General features: G+C 60.4%; 11 protein-coding genes, 3 tRNA genes and 1 pseudogene. 10 read left to right on the top strand and 5 right to left on the bottom strand.

The genetic code is table 11. The features are described from left to right. The first annotated feature begins 14 nt into the window (after positions 1–14). The 10 genes from ABQZ00_RS08645 (at position 15) to ABQZ00_RS08600 (ending at position 11,516) form a co-directional block, all read left to right on the top strand. The gene (locus ABQZ00_RS08645) at positions 15–707 is read left to right on the top strand and encodes a DsbA family protein (RefSeq protein WP_323537093.1); all 693 of its coding nucleotides are present in this window, start codon (positions 15–17) and stop codon (positions 705–707) included. Positions 708–1,006: 299 nt separating this feature from the next. Continuing rightward, the gene (locus ABQZ00_RS08640) at positions 1,007–3,034 is read left to right on the top strand and encodes a patatin-like phospholipase domain-containing protein (RefSeq protein WP_323537094.1); all 2,028 of its coding nucleotides are present in this window, start codon (positions 1,007–1,009) and stop codon (positions 3,032–3,034) included. A gap of 101 nt (positions 3,035–3,135) precedes the next feature. Next, on the top strand, positions 3,136–5,442 hold the full coding sequence (locus ABQZ00_RS08635; RefSeq protein ID WP_323537095.1) for an AAA family ATPase: 2,307 nt from the start codon (positions 3,136–3,138) through the stop codon (positions 5,440–5,442). Further along, on the top strand, positions 5,442–6,386 hold the full coding sequence (locus ABQZ00_RS08630; RefSeq protein WP_323537096.1) for an HNH endonuclease family protein: 945 nt from the start codon (positions 5,442–5,444) through the stop codon (positions 6,384–6,386). The genes ABQZ00_RS08635 and ABQZ00_RS08630 overlap by 1 nt, the downstream gene beginning before the upstream one ends. A 377-nt stretch (positions 6,387–6,763) precedes the next feature. Further along, positions 6,764–7,264, top strand: a complete 501-nt coding sequence (gene radC / locus ABQZ00_RS08625; protein ID WP_323537097.1) for a RadC family protein — start codon at positions 6,764–6,766, stop codon at positions 7,262–7,264. A gap of 213 nt (positions 7,265–7,477) precedes the next feature. Beyond that, entirely contained in the window at positions 7,478–7,846 is a 369-nt protein-coding gene (locus tag ABQZ00_RS08620; protein ID WP_323537098.1) for a TIGR03757 family integrating conjugative element protein, read from the top strand. Further along, the gene (locus ABQZ00_RS08615) at positions 7,843–8,778 is read left to right on the top strand and encodes a TIGR03756 family integrating conjugative element protein (RefSeq protein ID WP_323537099.1); all 936 of its coding nucleotides are present in this window, start codon (positions 7,843–7,845) and stop codon (positions 8,776–8,778) included. Before ABQZ00_RS08620 ends, ABQZ00_RS08615 begins: the two co-directional genes overlap by 4 nt. 10 nt (positions 8,779–8,788) lie before the next feature. Further along, on the top strand, positions 8,789–10,189 hold the full coding sequence (locus ABQZ00_RS08610; protein ID WP_503064253.1) for an integrating conjugative element protein: 1,401 nt from the start codon (positions 8,789–8,791) through the stop codon (positions 10,187–10,189). Positions 10,190–10,212: 23 nt separating this feature from the next. Next, on the top strand, positions 10,213–11,148 hold the full coding sequence (locus tag ABQZ00_RS08605; protein WP_323537100.1) for a phosphoadenosine phosphosulfate reductase domain-containing protein: 936 nt from the start codon (positions 10,213–10,215) through the stop codon (positions 11,146–11,148). Next, positions 11,145–11,516 carry a hypothetical protein gene (locus ABQZ00_RS08600; protein ID WP_323537101.1) on the top strand — a complete coding sequence of 124 codons (372 nt, stop codon included), beginning with the start codon at positions 11,145–11,147 and terminating at the stop codon, positions 11,514–11,516. Before ABQZ00_RS08605 ends, ABQZ00_RS08600 begins: the two co-directional genes overlap by 4 nt. A gap of 61 nt (positions 11,517–11,577) precedes the next feature. On the opposite strand, the gene ABQZ00_RS08595 is transcribed toward ABQZ00_RS08600, so the two are convergent. The 5 genes and pseudogenes from ABQZ00_RS08595 to ABQZ00_RS08575 all read right to left on the bottom strand — a co-directional run bounded on the left by ABQZ00_RS08595 (position 11,578) and on the right by ABQZ00_RS08575 (position 15,617). Continuing rightward, complete coding sequence (locus tag ABQZ00_RS08595; RefSeq protein ID WP_323537102.1) at positions 11,578–13,188, bottom strand: hypothetical protein; 1,611 nt, start codon at positions 13,186–13,188, stop codon at positions 11,578–11,580. Positions 13,189–13,775: 587 nt separating this feature from the next. Next, positions 13,776–15,023: pseudogene (locus tag ABQZ00_RS08590) on the bottom strand (tyrosine-type recombinase/integrase); the annotation flags it as partial. Between the two features lie 220 nt (positions 15,024–15,243). Continuing rightward, positions 15,244–15,319, bottom strand: a tRNA-Gly gene (locus ABQZ00_RS08585). Between the two features lie 80 nt (positions 15,320–15,399). Next, positions 15,400–15,473: transfer RNA gene (locus tag ABQZ00_RS08580), tRNA-Cys, on the bottom strand. A 68-nt stretch (positions 15,474–15,541) separates the two neighbouring features. After that, a tRNA-Gly gene (locus ABQZ00_RS08575) sits at positions 15,542–15,617 on the bottom strand. Positions 15,618–15,623 lie beyond the last annotated feature (6 nt).

Below are 15,623 nucleotides of genomic sequence, written 5' to 3'. Positions count from 1 at the left end.
AACGGAGAACGGACATGCAGCGTTTCGCCCGTTTGCGCGCCCTCCTTGTGCGCCTGGAATGGCCGACGGTCCTGGCCGTGGTGCTGGTGGTGGCGGCGATCGCGCTGGCGGTCTGGCCGCTGGATCCCAGGCAGGGCGCGAAGCCTGCGGCCACCGCGACCCAAGCACCACCGCGGCCCCCGGGACCGCCGTGGATCCATGGGCGGGCCGATGCGCGCTTCACGGTCACGCTGTATGCGGACCTGGAGTGCCCGTATTGCCAGGGGTATTTTCCGCAACTCAAGCGGTGGATCGATGCGAACCCGGATGTGAACCTGCAGTGGCACCACCTGCCTCTTCCCATGCACGAACCCGCCGCCGGGAATGAGGCGCGGCTCGCCGAGTGCGCGGGTGAGGTCGGAGGACAGGCGGGCTTCTGGAACGCCGTGGAGTGGATTTATGGACACACGCAGGGTGACGGCCAGGGTCTGCAGGCTGGCGCGGCATATCCTGGCATGACGACCGCGCTGAAGGCGTGCTTGGACAGTCCGCGACCGCAGGGGGTTGTGCAGCGGCAGGCCGAGGAAGCGCTGCGCGCAGGCGTGAGCGGAACCCCTTCGCTGCAGTTGCAGGATCGCCGTACGAGCAAGGTGGTCGAGTTGGCAGGGCCGATCGAAGGCGATGCGCTGCTTTCAGCCTTGGACCTGCTGACGCGCGCCGTGAAGTAGACATTTGAGGTGCGTGACAAGCAACACGCTCACTACCGTGCTCGGTCAAGCTATCCTCCATTGACGTCTGTAAGAGAGCCTTTCAATGCTGCGCCATATGGGGGATCGAGTGTGCCGATCATTCTCCCCTTAGCTGCCTGCAGCAGGGTTAGTCTCGATCTGGCAAAGCACTACAGGGTGCAACACTATTGGTCAAAAGTAGTGCCTCGCAAAGCGAAGCCGGATTCGGCGAGCCTTGGTATACGGACTGGCACAACACACATGGGGGGAGCGTCATGGTGGAGTACTGCGACCTTGTGATGAAAGGCGGCATCACCAGCGGGGTGATCTATCCAAAGCTGATTGCCCGGCTTGCATCGAAATACCAGTTCAAAAATATCGGCGGCACTTCCGCAGGTGCCATCGCTGCAAGCGCATGCGCAGCTGCCCAGTACGGCGTGCACCATGGCAATCCCCAAGCCTTCGACACGCTGACGAAACTGCCCGAACTGCTGAGCGAGAAGATCACAGCCGATCGTCGCTCCAAGCTCTTCACCCTCTTCCAACCCGCTGCAAGCGTTCGACGACATTTCGCCGTGCTGGTGGGTATGTTGAACAAAGATCCGCGTGAAGCTGTGCAGGCGGTTCTTGGCGGTCTCATCCGCATGTACAAGACCTCCGTGGTAATCGGAATCCTGTTGGGTAGCCTGCTGCTGTACCCGTTCATTGACGCACTCCTCCCCATAGTCGACGAGTGGAAGCGCGTTGCGGCTTCCCTTGGGCTGGTGCTGCTCATCACCGGAATGACTGCGCTGTCAGTCCGCAGTTTTGTCCGGGGAAAGACAGTGCGTGCCTTACTCTGGGCTGCAGCACTTCCGCTTCTGGTGTTTACGGCGCTGGCGTTAGCAACAGCACACGGCTCGGCCCTTCGCCTGGGTGCATACACGGTGGGAACGATTGCGGTGACATTGCTGTACCAAGCCGCCGTCTGCGCCGCGATTGTCGGATTTTTCGCGCGTAGTCTCTTGCGAGGACTGCACGGCAATCACTACGGTCTATGCAGTGGCCGAACGCCTGATGATGCCGCCTCGACAAATCATCAAGAAGGTTTGACCAACTGGCTGACGAACTACCTCAATGCGCTGGCAGGCCTGTCCCCTGATGCCCCCCCGCTCACCTTCGGACAGCTGTGGGGACATGCCGACCCCACCCAGCCGCGAGCCATCAATCTGGAAGTCATGACCACTGCGATTTCCCAGCAGATGGTCTACTCCATTCCGTTTCGGGACGGTACTCCACCGTTCTACTACGACCCCGAAGAATGGAGTCTGCTGTTTCCGAAGTCGGTGATGGATGCCTTGAACCAGGCCCATTCCCACAGCAGCGAAAACGAAGAAGATAGCCAAGCGAAATCGCTGGAGGTGCAGAGCGCCAGCGGCACGACGCTGCGCCCTCTGCCAAGGAATGCCGGCTTGCCGGTGGTGGTAGCGGTCCGAATGAGCCTGAGCTTCCCACTCCTTCTGTCTGCGGTGCCACTGCATGCGATCGACTGGAGCCTCAAGGACAATGCGCAGCGCAAACGAGAAGGCCGCCAGCTTCTGGCCAAGCGTGTCTGGTTCTCCGACGGTGGTATCGGCAGCAACATGCCACTGCACATGTTCGACTCGCTACTGCCGGGTCACCCCACTTTCGCAGTCAATCTGAAAGCGGAGCATCCGGACCACCGGATCAGCACCCCAGAGGCGGCGGACAACGCCAGTGGCCGCGTCTATCTGCCAGAAGACCGGCGTGGGGGAATGCAGCGCTACTGGCAGCCTGCCGACGACACCGCGCCACTGAGCGGGCTGATCGGCTTCTTCAGCAGCATCGTCAACACCATGCAAAGCTGGCGCGACGAGATCATGTTTCCCTATCCGGGGTTTCGCGAACGCATTGTCCAGATCAGCCAACGGGGCGGCGAAGGCGGGCTGAATCTGGACATGCCCAGCGACACCATCGAGGCGCTCGGAAACGCTGGCGCCATGGCCGCAGACCGATTGATCGACAGCTTCCACCCATCTGGAGCCCAACACGCAGAAGGATGGCGGCGACACCAGGAAGCACGATTGACAACACTGCTTGGCACGCTCCAGCCCGCCAGCGAAGCCATCGGCCCTGCACTGCAGAGCGGTGTGTGGCACACCGTCGTGGACACGATCGCCTCCTATGAAGCCGATGAGCGCCAACTTGCAAAGGACTATCTGAACGAACTGCAAGTGTTGGGCACGCTCGGTGCCGGGCACAGACCGTCGATGCAGGATGTCGCGCCAAAGCCTTTGGCCCAGTTGAAGATCTCACCAAGGATTTAGTAACGCCTCGGGCTTGGAGCATCTCCGCATATCGCATTGCAATCGCGCTGGCACCATCCGCACCAAATGGACGCAAAAGAAAAGCACACGGAGGAGGAAACATGCAGCACATCGAAAGAGAGACAGAGCCACCACCCGAAGTACTGAGGGGAAGTGCGGCCACACTGCAGCGCGAGACGCTCGCCAGATTCATGGCAGACACCGAGGAAAAGCGCAGTCAGTCGAAGATCTATCGCTCTGAATTGAACTTTGAACACCCCAGCCTCAAGATCGCGCTCGCAAGACTTTTCCACGGTCGCTGTGCATTCTGCGAAGCGGAGCGCGAGACAACGCCATATCACTTCAGACCTCCCGAGGAAGCGCTCCCCTACGAGCGCAGCGAGCAGGCTCACCTGTACTACAGTTGGCTGGCCTTGGCTTGGCAGAACTTCTACGCCATCTGCTCATCGTGCAGGCCCAGGGAAGCAAACTACTTCCCGGTGCTTGGCAAGCGGGCAGAGATTCCGCGCCTAGCATTGTTTGACCAGTTCGCTGGCAACAACTATGGGCTGTGGCCCGCGACGGACTACCCTCCCAGGGAGAAGCCGTTGCTCCTAGATCCCTGCACGGATCGAAATTTCCATATCCACCTTTGGGTAGGAAAGGATGGTGCGCTCTGGGGCCTCACGCGACGAGGGACCTTCACAATCGAACACTTTCACCTGAATTCGCCGGAACTTGTCGAACAAAGGCGCCTTCAGCACACTCGATACTTCGAAGAACTCCGGGAACAGCTCTCATCGCCTTACGGTGACATGCCAAGCCACGTTTTCGATTTCCAGAAGCTGGAGTTCGGAGGAACTTGGTACTTACTATTGCGCCGACTGGCGGCCGCACTCGGCGCGAGAAGGGGTACCCGCCCAGTTTTGGCGATGAGCCGTATTGAACGCGTGTTTCGCCAGCTCAAGGGCACTCGCGATGTATACGATCGCCTTACCCGCTGCTGGTCTGAACTCAGCGAAGAGGAGCCGCCGAATCCAACGGATACCCCGGAGAGCTGGCACCGATCCAGCAAAGCGACGATTTCTGAAATCAGCATCGAGAACTTCAAAGCCATCGAAGGCATCCACTTCAAGCTTCAAGATCCGGAAGATGCTCGCTCGCACCGAGACACCCCACGCAGCCCGTCAGCCCTGATTCTGGGCGAGAACGCTGCCGGAAAGAGTTCCATCCTGGAAGCCATTGCACTGACACTGGCAACACCTGCTGCACGCAACGCACTCGGGCTGACGGCGCGCAACTTTGTTCTTTCACCCGACCTGCTCGGCGCTCAGGACTCACCAGCGATCAATTGCGCGAAGGTGACCATTCGCCTTTCGGACGACTCCACTCGAACACTGCGCATTCAGCACGAGAGGATGGTCGATCAGGCGCCTGGAACTCAAGATGCCGTTCCCGTCTTCGCGTATGGCGCATTCCGGCAGTACCAGCACCGGCAGAGTCGTAAAAGCTCACCCGCCGCATTCATTCGCAATCTCTTCGATGCCAGTGTGCTTCCCAATCCGGAACAATGGCTTCTGGAGCTGAGCAAGGAGCGGTTCGCAATGGTGGTCAGAGCGCTGCGCGACATACTTTCGATCGAAGGGGACTTTGACGTCATCCGCCGCGACCAGGAACAAAGGCAATGCTTCGTCGTAACCGACACCACTGTCGATGGCGAACCACTGGTCCAAAGTCCCCTCAACGTGGCTTCTTCGGGATTCCGTTCCGTTCTGGCGATGGCATGCGACGTGATGCGCGGACTCATGAATTCCAAGATTCATAAGGATTTCGACAGCCTAAAGTCAGCGACAGGCGTGGTACTAATCGACGAGGTCGAAGCCCACCTGCATCCGCGATGGAAAATGAACATCATGCGCGGGCTCCGAAGGGCACTGCCCAACGTGACGTTCATCGCAACCACCCATGATCCGCTGTGCCTTCGCGGCATGAATGATGGCGAAGTGGTCGTACTGCGACGGGCCACCTTGGAACACGGATTGACAGGCGCGGGGCTGTCTATGCGCGTCGAGGCACAGACCCAACTCCCTTCCATTTCCGAACTCCGGGTGGAACAGCTGCTGACCTCCGATCTCTTCCAACTCCATTCCACTGACGATCCTCAGATGGAAAGCCAGCTCGCGCATATTGCCGATCTACTCGCCATGGCACCCAACGGCTTGACGGACGAACAGCGCAAGGCTGTCGATGAATTCAACAGGGACATCGCTTCGGCCATGCCGATTGGAACCTCCGAGGCCCAGCGCATCGTGCAAGAGGCAGTCGCCGAGTACTTGCAGCAACGGTCCAGCATTCCGAAGGAGCAAGGGGCTCGGTTGAGAGAGCGCGTCAAAGCACGCATCGTGCAGGCACTACAGGGAATGCAGTGATGCGCAAAGTGGACAGGGGCACAGTCAGTGCACCAGCTTGCCTGACCGCCAAAGACACTAAAGGAAAGACCGAGAAAGACCGGGCGCGAGACCATCAGACCAATACATCTTCCAAAAAAGGGACCTTCAAGTTCGCCGTCTACAAGCATGAGGAGGTCAAGAAACAGCTCGCATTGCTCTTCCACGGGAAGTGCGCCTACTGCGAAACCTTCTACCCGGCATCAGCCCCTGTGGACATCGAGCATTACCGGCCCAAAGGCGCGGTTAGCGAGGATCCTAAACATCCCGGCTACTGGTGGCTGGGGATGAGCTGGGAAAACTTGCTTCCGAGCTGCATCGATTGCAATCGTAGACGCAAGCAGCGCATCGTTTCCGGCTCGACGAGCTTGGCGCAGTTGTATGCCAACGGGGGGCTCGGCAGCACCCCCATGGCCTGGACCCAGTCCGGGAAGAAGGACAGCTTTCCGCTGTTGACGGGAAGCAAACACGCCCAATCAGAGAAGGATTTTCCAGGAACCGAAATGCCACTCCTCTTGGATCCGACCCAAGACGAACCTAGGGACCATCTGCATTTCCATATTGATCGCAAGTCACCGCTGGGCCTCGTATTGGCAGGTCGTCCAGGGCATCCAAGCGTACGCGGTGCCACCTCCATCCAGATTTACGGACTCAACCGGCTGGGTCTGGTCCAGGATCGCACCAGGGTGCTGCGCCAACTGGAGTTCATGGGCAACCTGGCCATAGAACTGGGCAACATCATTGAAGAGTTGAAGACAGAACCTTTGGCAACTGCACTCACGGTGTTACCGACACAGGACATTCCACAGCGCCTGCAGTTACTGCAGGACAGGATATTCGGTGAGATACGCCAGATGGCACATCCCACTGCACCCTACTCGGAAATGGTACGCAGCTGGATCGATGAATTCGTGGCACGTCTTTAGCGGCCGCCAAAATCGCAATGAACGGAAGCATATGGAATCCACGCAAAAAAAGAGATTTCGGCAACAGCTCTGAACATCGCGATTCGTCGAGCGAATCAATACATGCCGAGGCGTAGCGGGTTTCTGATGGAACCCGCCACGGGGAGAAGTCATCATTCGCATACGCAGGCAGTCGATGGTTCTCCATCGGCTTGCCCAGGCAGCCCGATCTTCAAGGCTGCGGCGTGGTCCATCCACGCTGATCGCTCCAGTCCGCATCGCATCCACCCACCGCGAACGGCCGGCACTACCGTGCCGGCGGATGCCCATGATCATCAACCCTCGGGGGATTCCGTCCCCTGTGGGGCCGCGAACCTCCTTCATCCATCGGAGGATCCATGTCCACGCAATTTGCCCGCCTCGATCCAACCCATTCCACCAGCTCGACTGTCTTCTCCGACCCAGAGCGACGTTTCATCCACCAAGCCATTGCTCTGGTGGAGCATCGGCTTTTCCAACGCGGCGCCTGCATCGACAGCCCAAAGGCAGTGTTCGATTTCCTTCGGCTCAAGCTGAGCAGCGAGACTCATGAAGTCTTCGCAGCCGTGTTCCTTGACACCAAGCACCGCGTCATCGCCTTCGAGGCACTTGCCCAAGGCTCCATCGATCAAGCGGTGATCTATCCACGCACCATCGTCAAGCGTGCAATCGAGTTGAATGCTGCTGCCGTAATCCTCGCTCACAACCACCCTTCTGGATGCACCTCCCGCAGTGAAGCCGACCGAATAATCACCGACCGGCTGCGTGCAGCACTAGAACTGGTAGACGTTCGCATCCTTGACCATGTCATCGTTGGCAAAGGCGATCCCTACTCTTTTGCCGAAGCCGGCCTTCTTTGATCCACGGGCGCTCTCATCGGGCGCCCGCTTTTTTTCTGCAAACAAAGCGGTGACGCGACGTATCGGCTTGTCGATGGCTTGCCTCGGAGGGATCGGTTCGACTGGGAGCTCTGATCGTTTCTTTGAGCCGCTATGCCCCACCCTCTTTTCTCGCTGCTGCAGCAGCTTGTGCACCCGCGACCGCGAGTGGCAGCACTGCTGGTACTACTACTCATGGCCCGCGCCGTTGAGGCCGAAGTCCGGGTCTTCACTGACAGTGCCCATCCCGTCACCATCCACGCGGGCGTCACCGTCACCGAACTCGATGCGCCTGCACGCCTGGTAGCAACGCTGGGCGCAGGCTTGCCGAACGACCCCGCGCGGGCCGAGGCCATCATGCGCCGGCGCCTGAAGGACGCCCCGCCAGGCGCTCCCGCGCCGGCACAGATCGCACACGCCTACCAGGGGGTGGCGGATGCCTACAACGCTGGCATCGTGAAGCTGCCGGCGGTCATGGTCGATGGCCGCTATGTGGTCTACGGCGAACCGAATGTCTCCCGGGCACTGGCGAGCATCGCAGCCTACCGGAGCAGCCAGCCATGATGCGCTCCCGACGCTTTCGGGCCGTGGTGGTGGGAGCGTTGCTCGCGAGCACGGGCTCCTCCTTCGCGCTCAACACGGCCACCATCGTGGCCTCGGCACTGTCGCCGGATTGCTTGGCCTACCGCGTGGTGGGCGTGTGCTACTGGCTGTACTGCACCTGGAGCGGCTGCACCGTGCGCACCTCGATCAAAGTGCAGCACTACATCCCCGACGCAGTCGTATCGAGCTACAGCAACACGGGCGAGAACCCCTGGGTGGAAGTGCGGGCCATGAGCCTGCCCAATCCCACCGCGCGGGCCGGCGGGGATGGCACGACCAATGAAGACCACGAAAACAACCTGGCCAAGTTCAAGAACGCGGACGTCATCGGGCACCCCGCCGGCGCGGCGTTCAGCGAGTTCGCCAGCCAGTCCGGCTACACCTGCGAAGGCGCCGGCACGCCGTTCGTCCCCTATTTGCTCAGCACTTTCGACACGCTCGCCTGGCGCTACAACGTGCCGGAGATGGCCTATCCCGAGGCCCTGACTCCCGGCATGCGCGAGATCGGCTCGCGCTCCACGGCCGACCTCTGGGGCAACGTCTATCCGCGCGGCGGCTTCCTGCACCAGAGCGATGACCATTTCGCCGGTGCGGTGGTCGCACAGCGGGCGGGCGATGTCGTCACGCGCAAAGGCCAGCCCCACGTCTACCAGCCGCTACTCGCCACCCCGCATGCGGGCTACTGGCCGGCCGGCGCGCTGCTGGAGAGCTACGCCGCCACCGGAAGGTGGCAGGAACTGACCCCGACCCTGTCCAGCGGCTGCGCGGTATTTCCCAACAGAAACACCCACGTGCAGGCGCAGCGAAGCGACTACGCCTGGGCGCTTTGGCGCCCCTACAGCTGTTGCCAGCGGCGCGGCCAGGTGTTCCTGGGCAGCGTGGATTTCTTCTGAGGGCACGCCGATGAAACACCGTTTTTTCCACTGGCAAGGTTCTGCAGTGCGCCGGTTCGGGCCCATTGGCCTTGCTGCGCTGGCGCTGGCCGCCAGCGCAGCATGGGCGCAGACGCGCATGGATGCCGACGGCATCCACGCCAGCGGCAACGTGCTCGGCAGCGACGTGCTGTACAGCATCGGCGGTGGCCGGGCCGTGTCCATGGGACCGGTCGGCAACATGCAGAGCATCGGCGTGGGCGTGGGCTGGAACAGCAATCTGGTGTGCGGCGACATGAGCATCACCACGACGCTGCAGAACCAGCTCAATGGCGTCACCAACGGCTTCCAGTCGATCATGAGCAATGTGATCCAGAACGCCACCAGCGCGGTGGCGTCGCTGCCGGCGCTGATCATCCAGCGCGCCGACCCGGGCCTGTACAACCTGCTGACCAACGGCATCCTGCAGGCGCGCCTGGACTTCGATCGTTCGAAAATGACCTGTCGCGCGATCGCCAACCGCATGGCGGACATGGCTGGCGGGCAGACGGGATGGGACCAGCTCTCCGAGGGCATGGCGCTCAAGCAGGCGGTGTCCAGCACCGATGCGGTGTCGGCCATCGAACGCGCCGAGACCAACAAGGGCAACAGCGGGGTGCCCTGGGTGGGCGGCGGCAGCGCGGGCGGCTCGGGCCAGGCGTCCATCAAGGTCGTGGGCGATGTCACGCGCGCCGGCTACAACCTGCTCAATGGCCGCGGGGTCACCGACACCTCGTCGATCAACGCGAACGACTGCAACGGCCGGCTGACCTGCCAGACGTGGACCTCGCCTCAGGCTGCGGCCGCCTGGGCCACCCGCGTGCTGGGCGAGCGCGAGCAGCGCACCTGCCAGGCCTGCAACAAGACCGCGACCACGCCCGGCGTGGGCCTGACACCACTCATCCAGGAAGAGTACGAAACCAAGCTCAAAGCGCTGCAGGAACTGGTGAGCGGCGCCAAGCCAACCACAGCCGCCAACCTGGATGCGGCGGGCAGCGCATCGCTGCCGGTCACGCGCGGCGTGATCGAAGCGCTGCGCGACGAACCCGACCAGGACTTGCTGGGCAAGCGCCTGGCCTCGGAAGTGGCGCTGGCCAGCGTGATGGAGAAGGCCCTGCTGCTGCAGCGCACGCTGCTCACCGGCCGCAAGGAACCCAACGTCGCCGCGAACGAACTGGCGACCAAGGCCGTGGACCAGGAGAGCGGCGCCTTGGAACAAGAGATCCAGAACCTCAAGACCGAGCTGGAGCTGCGCCGCGAGCTGGCCGGTAATTCGCCGATGACGCTGATCCAGCGCCACAGCACCCGTGCGGCCGGCTCTCGCGGCATCTATCAAGGCGATCCGACGCGTGACCGCGTGCAGGAGATCCAGAAACCAAGGAGCACGCCGTGACCGCCGCGGAACCCAGCCTGCGCGTGCAGCACCTGGTCAATGTCTCTGGCGGCAAGGACTCCACTGCGGTGTACCTGATGGCGATCGAGTCCGGCCGCCCGTTTCGGGCGGTGTTTGCGGACACGGGCAACGAGCACGAGTTGACGTACGAGTACGTGCAGCGACTGCATGAGCGCACCGGCGGGCCGCGCGTGGAATGGGTGAAGGCGGATTTTCGTGCGCGCATGGCCAAGCACCGCACCTATGTGCTGGAGCACTGGCCGCGCATGGGCATTCCCGATGCGCTGGTGCGCGAGGCCGCGCAGTTGCACGAGCCCACGGGCAACCCATACCTGGATCTGTGCATCACGAAGGGGCGCTTCCCGTCGCGGATGGCACAGTTCTGCACGTCCGAGCTCAAGGAATTTCCGATCACCGAGCAGGTGGTAACTCCAATGCTGCGCCAAGGCCCGGTGCTGCAGTGGCTGGGCATCCGCGCTGAAGAGAGCCAGCACCGGGCGCAGCAGCCGCGCTGGAACCGGCACGAGTCCGGCAGCTTCCTGTGGCGCCCCATCTTCGATTGGACGGTACAGGACGTGTGGAGGAAGCACGCCGACCATGGGCTGGCGCCTAATCCGCTGTATGCCATGGGCATGGGGCGTGTCGGCTGCATGCCCTGCATCCATTGCGGCAAGGCGGAGCTGCGCTCGATCGCCGAGCGCTTTCCGGCACACATTGATCGCATCGAGCGCTGGGAGCGGGTGGTGGCCGCGGCGAACAAGCGACACGCGGCGACGTTCTTCCCGGCCATGAAGGATCCGACCGATGCGGATCGGCCCGGCCGATACTCGGGCATCCGCCGGTTGGTGCAGTGGTGCCGCACCGCACGGGGCGGACGGCAGTACGCATTGTTCTTCGATGAGCCGCCTGGTGGCGGATGCACGTCCGATCTGGCGCTGTGCGAAAGGAACGCTTCGTGACAGGAAGGCGCGGACTCCGCTTCGCCTGGCTGCTCAACCGCCGGCTGGGCATTGCGTTGCTGTGGATGGCGCTCGTCATGGGCATCGCCGTGGCTGCGAACCTGGTGGGCATCCGCATGCTGGGCGGCATCGAAGCCTGGAGCCATTGGATGCGATCGCACGCCGGCTATTTTTTCGCCTGGCGGTTGGTTCTGTATGGAGCGACCGCCTGGGGTTGGCGGTGGATGCACCGGCGTCTTCGGCAGCGTGAAGCCTCAACCGAGGCATTCTCTCGTCTGCGGCGCACGGAGATCGCCTCGGTGCTGGTGATTGCATTACTGGAAATAAGCGCGCTGAACGGATGGCCCCTTGGCCCATCCGTTCATTGACCTTACTGCAGTACTGCGAGCAGGTTGATTTCTGCCCCAAATTTCTAATAGCTGCAGAACCTTAGAAATTGTCGCGCGAGTAATCTGCAGATCGCAATGTCACCACGCCATCGCTATTTAATGGCCGCTCAAGCTGTTCGATAACATCATCCGGCACCTGCGGGATCTTGTCACACCGAGCAGGAGGCTTACTAAAATTACCCATAAAGTCGACAGGAAGTCGCTGGATTAATCCATAGCTTATCGCCGCACCTAGCGCCCTAACACCAATTCTATCGGTCAAGTTGATTAATTCAGGTGCAATCTCCAACAACATTTCCCAACCATCTTTTTCCTCACTGACAAACCATGAGTGAACAAGATTCGACATACCTGTCATGCCGGGACTTTCCGACTCAAATGCAAGACTCAACTCGGGTGGTCCGTCATGCTTGGAGACCAGCAGCAGAGAAAAGTAGCGCCGCTTCCCGCCCGAGGAATAAACCATCAACTCTCTGGACGCCACTTTCCCCAAAAGATCGCGGCATAGCGCCAGATTCGTTGTCTTCAACACAAATGCAATCTCATCCCCCAAATGACTGAACTCCATCTTCAGCTCATGCCGAATATCGAAATCGGTCGCGGGACGAACAAACAGAATACCGGACTGACCATCTTTTCGAAGCGTTGAGTACAGTTCATCGCCCACCAAAATCGATAGCTTCAGCTTTTCAAAATATTCGCCAAACTCGCCCGGATGCATCCGGGTCTTGGGGTCATACGAGATCCATTCGAGGCAGACTGGACTCCCATGCAGCTCGACGACCTGGCTAAAGTTGTGATCTGCCGAAGCAAGTTCGATGGTGGTGAGGTTTGCCTGCTTTGGGCTTGGATTGACTGGATAGCCAAACACGACGTAGCAGTTTTGCCCTTCGACGAACACTGGCACAAGATCATCGTCACCAAGACCATATTCTTCCATATAGCTACTCGTCGCTAGCGCTGTTTCAAACCAATCCTGATGCCGAGCCATCTCTTCGGTGAGCTCAATGATAGGAAGCAATACATCGGTTGCGTTTGGGTCATTCAGATAGTCGAGGGCGGCTTGGTACCAAGCGGCTGGTTCTTTCCATACGATGCGAAGCTTTCCTACGGGTTCAGCATACTCGCCTCTCTCGGAGACGAAATCGTAGAACCTCGGCAGATAGGTTCGCGTGCCGATCAACCGTAGGCAGGTTCCATTGACGACGACCGCGGACTCGACCACAGCCCAAGGGTCGGGGCCGATGTTTGCCGGCTGCCATTCCGACGCATTGAGCGTCGGCACCACATCTCCAAGCAAAATCGGACCAGCGCCCACAGCAAAAATCTCTTGCAAGTGGCCGAGCATCCCCGCCAAATTGGTGTTGGTCAGCAAGTGCTGACTCATCGACCTTGCTAGATCGCGACGCTGCTCAAAGAAATACGACCGCGCCTCGCTGGAACTCGGCAGAGATGCCAAGAGTTGGATATTTTTGTCCAGCGTTCGGCGCTTCAGCCGGTTCACCAAGTCAGTCCACGCGGAGCAGCGGTAACAAGACCTAGCCAAGATGTCCTTGGCCACGGTGATTGGAAGCTTGAGCCTTGCCGCGAAGCGTTTCGCTTGGCGATGAATAGTGTCGAGCTTGTGCTCGACAAGGATTGAATCGGTCATGGTTATGTCCTCAATGCGGTTTGCACTGGAGACGCCCATCCACCTTCCCCAGTGCTCGCAAAGAGCTGAACCAAGGGCAGAAAAAAAACGCAGGTTGATTCCACTTCGCTGTGGCCCGATGGGCCCTGGGGATGGGCAGCACGCCGACCATGCAACGGCGCAGGGATAAATCTTACCCCTTGAAAGAGACGATGAAAACAGCCCCCTGGAGCCATTGGCGTGCGCTTTCGCCACCGACATGACGGCTGCAGGCGCAAAGCCAAGTCCATCTCTCACGGCGCAAGTTCTGGATCTGCAAGCATGTCATTGCAGCACACTGCGAACCGGGCACTCAGTCAATCCCAGGCAGAACCTCTCCCGCACGGAGCAGCATCCAAATGGCGCGGTGACTTCAAGGTGCTTTCTGGACCGCGTTCGCTTGCTCATGCCCTCGCCCGCACGGCAGCATTCCCACTGTCACCGGCCCGGGCAAAGAGCTGGCCCAGCAGCTGCAGCGCATCGTCCTTGGGCCGCAACTGTCCCGAGGCAAGCGCCTTGAGATAGGCTTCGATCACTTCCAGGCTTTCTGGGGCCACGGGCGATGCGCCCGCTTCCTCAACCTGTTCCCCGGCCTCCCAACGATCCAGTCGGTTGGCCCAGTCCTGCATCATCAGACGGCGCTGCTCCACGTAGGCCGCATGGTTGTACGCGGCACGAATCTGGTTGGGGTCGGCGTGCGACAGTTGTGAATCAATCCACTCCACACGGTAGCCGAGCTCATTCAGTGCTGTGGAGATGGTGCCCCGGATGCCATGACCGGTCAGCTGCTCTTCGTAGCCCATGCGACGCAGCGCGCCATTGAGCGTGTTCTCGCTGATGGGCTCCTTGAGGTCGTCGCGATTGGGCAGCAGATAGCGCTGCGCTGGCCGCCGTGCCTGCGCGTCGAGCAATTCGCGGACGATGGCAATGGCCTGGGTCGACAGTGGCACCACATAGGGCGGCACGGTCTTGCCTTCCTTGCGCATCTTCAACTGCAGTTGCTTGACGATCACCGCGGGGATCGTCCACAGGCCTCGTTCCAGATCGAACTGCTCGGGCACCGCCGCGCGCAACTCGCCTGTTCGAACGCCGGTGAGGAACAGCAATTGAATGCCCTGGCGCGTGGTCTTGAAGCCACGGTACTTACGCAATGTCCGCAGGAACGCGGGCAGTTCCTCCATGCGCAGGAACGGGTTATGGCTCACCGGCGGCTTGGGCACGGCCACGATGTCCAGATCGCTGGCAGGGTTCGCAGGTAGGCCCTTCTCCACCATCGCGTAGCGGAACATCTGGTTGAACCACGTGCGCACCTTCTCCGCAGTGGTCAGCGCATGGCGGCGCTCAATCTTGCGCAACACTTCCAGCAGATGTGCCGGCGTCATGTCAAAGATGGAGACCGCGCCGAGCCAAGGGAGCACGTCCTTATCGAAGATGCGATTGATCTGCGACAGCGTGCTTTGCCGGCCAGCCTTCAGGCTCAATGCCTTGAAGTCCCGCCATGACTGAAACACTGCCTGGAAGGTATGCGTCGCTGCAGCCTGCGCCTTTTCTTCGGCCTGGCGAAGATGGACACGCGGATCGACACCGTTGGCAAGCTGCGCTCGGAGTTCATCCCGGCGGCCCCTTGCCTCCTTGAGGCTGATCTCTGGGTACGGGCCGATGGCGATGCGAGACTGCTGGCCCAGCCATGAGAAACGGAAGTGCCACTTCTTCTTGCCCTTGGCACTCACGAAGAGCAGCAAGCCGTGCGCGTCGTTGAGGGTGTAGTCCTTGCCAGTGGTCCTGGCCTGCCGCACGGCAGTATCTGTCAAAGCCATCGAACTCTCCTTCAGAATTAGGAGAGGTGTACCGACGTCGATGGAAGCAGCACAGCCGAAAACCGCACAACCCAGCATCCGGATTTTCAGTACTAATTTATGTACTAAAAATTCGTGGCTGGGGGTGGATTTCAGCAGACTTCGCTGGATGCTCCACAGACAGAAACCACTGTGGGATCAAGGAGCTGTGGACTTCAGTGGAAGTCCACAGCATAAGAATTGGAGCGGGAAACGAGACTCGAACTCGCGACCTCAACCTTGGCAAGGTTGCGCTCTACCAACTGAGCTATTCCCGCATGAAACTAAATTGTACAGCTTGTCACTTCGTTGCGCTAGCCCCATCAATGCTGCCGATAAGAAACATACGCATGCGATGTGGAGGCCTGGGCCGGAATTGAACCGGCGTACGCGGATTTGCAGTCCGCTGCATAACCACTCTACCACCAGGCCGAAACATCAAACTCAAGGCATCCTGCCTTGAAACAACGAGACCTCGGACATGGGGCCTTGTCTAAATCTGGAGCGGGAAACGAGACTCGAACTCGCGACCTCAACCTTGGCAAGGTTGCGCTCTACCAACTGAGCTATTCCCGCTTGGGA

Source organism: Xanthomonas sp. WHRI 10204 (assembly GCF_040202875.1).
Classification (GTDB): Bacteria; Pseudomonadota; Gammaproteobacteria; order Xanthomonadales; family Xanthomonadaceae; genus Xanthomonas.
The sequence above is the reverse complement of the archived record's forward strand: the minus strand, read 5'-3'. Positions and strand labels throughout refer to the sequence as shown.

Excerpts from the sequence above, each read along its gene's own strand:
- ABQZ00_RS08615 (WP_323537099.1), top strand. The coding sequence starts at position 7,843 with ATGATGCGCTCCCGACGCTTTCGGGCCGTGGTGGTGGGAGCGTTGCTC.
- ABQZ00_RS08645 (WP_323537093.1), top strand. The coding sequence starts at position 15 with ATGCAGCGTTTCGCCCGTTTGCGCGCCCTCCTTGTGCGCCTGGAATGG.
- ABQZ00_RS08640 (WP_323537094.1), top strand. The coding sequence starts at position 1,007 with ATGAAAGGCGGCATCACCAGCGGGGTGATCTATCCAAAGCTGATTGCC.
- ABQZ00_RS08620 (WP_323537098.1), top strand. The coding sequence starts at position 7,478 with ATGGCCCGCGCCGTTGAGGCCGAAGTCCGGGTCTTCACTGACAGTGCC.
- radC (WP_323537097.1), top strand. The coding sequence starts at position 6,764 with ATGTCCACGCAATTTGCCCGCCTCGATCCAACCCATTCCACCAGCTCG.
- ABQZ00_RS08635 (WP_323537095.1), top strand. The coding sequence starts at position 3,136 with ATGCAGCACATCGAAAGAGAGACAGAGCCACCACCCGAAGTACTGAGG.
- ABQZ00_RS08630 (WP_323537096.1), top strand. The coding sequence starts at position 5,442 with ATGCGCAAAGTGGACAGGGGCACAGTCAGTGCACCAGCTTGCCTGACC.
- ABQZ00_RS08610 (WP_503064253.1), top strand. The coding sequence starts at position 8,789 with ATGAAACACCGTTTTTTCCACTGGCAAGGTTCTGCAGTGCGCCGGTTC.
- ABQZ00_RS08595 (WP_323537102.1), bottom strand. The coding sequence starts at position 13,188 with ATGACCGATTCAATCCTTGTCGAGCACAAGCTCGACACTATTCATCGC.